Raw genomic sequence first — 548 nt, 5'->3', positions numbered from 1 at the left:
CGCGCCGCCCCCGAAGCCGGGGTGCGGCGCGCCGTCCGTGCGACCGGCGTGCGGGCCGTCAGCTGAAGCGCACGGCCCCGAACAGCCAGCCGGCGCTCGACCCGGCGCCGACGGACATGCTGGAGACGTCGGTGCGCAGCATCTGCGCGTTGTGCCCGGACGAGTTCGACCACGCGGAGACCAGCGACGACGCGCTGCCGTTGCTCACGCAGCCGACGATGTTGTCGGACCCGGAGTGCCAGATCCCGCCGGTCGCCGCCATGTCGAGGGCGTGCGACGTCAGCCCGCCCGAGCGCGAGACGGACAGGGTGCCGAGGCCGTTCGCCGAGCGGTACGCGTTGATGGCGTCGCCGATGGCCCCGGCGCTCGCCTCGGACGCGGCCCCGCCGGACCCCTGGCAGACCTTCCCGCCGGCGGGGACGCCGCCCGGCGCGGGTGCGGCCGGGGCGGACCCGCCCGACGGCTGCGGCGACGTCGTCGTGCCGCGCGACGTCTTGGGCCGCACGGTCGTCTTCGTCGCGGCGCGCGCGGCGGCCTGACGTGCCGCC

Annotated in this window: 1 protein-coding gene; it reads right to left on the bottom strand. The window is 77.6% G+C overall.

Features of this window, described 5'->3' with window-relative positions:
• Nucleotides 1–58: 58 nt before the first annotated feature.
• Nucleotides 59–548, bottom strand: a 490-nt coding sequence (locus CBZ_RS20380; RefSeq protein WP_165446881.1) for a CAP domain-containing protein, incomplete at its 5' end; no start/stop codon positions are given.

The organism is Cellulomonas biazotea (assembly GCF_004306155.1).
In the GTDB taxonomy this organism is placed as follows: Bacteria; Actinomycetota; Actinomycetes; order Actinomycetales; family Cellulomonadaceae; genus Cellulomonas; species Cellulomonas biazotea.
The sequence above is the reverse complement of the archived record's forward strand: the minus strand, read 5'-3'. Positions and strand labels throughout refer to the sequence as shown.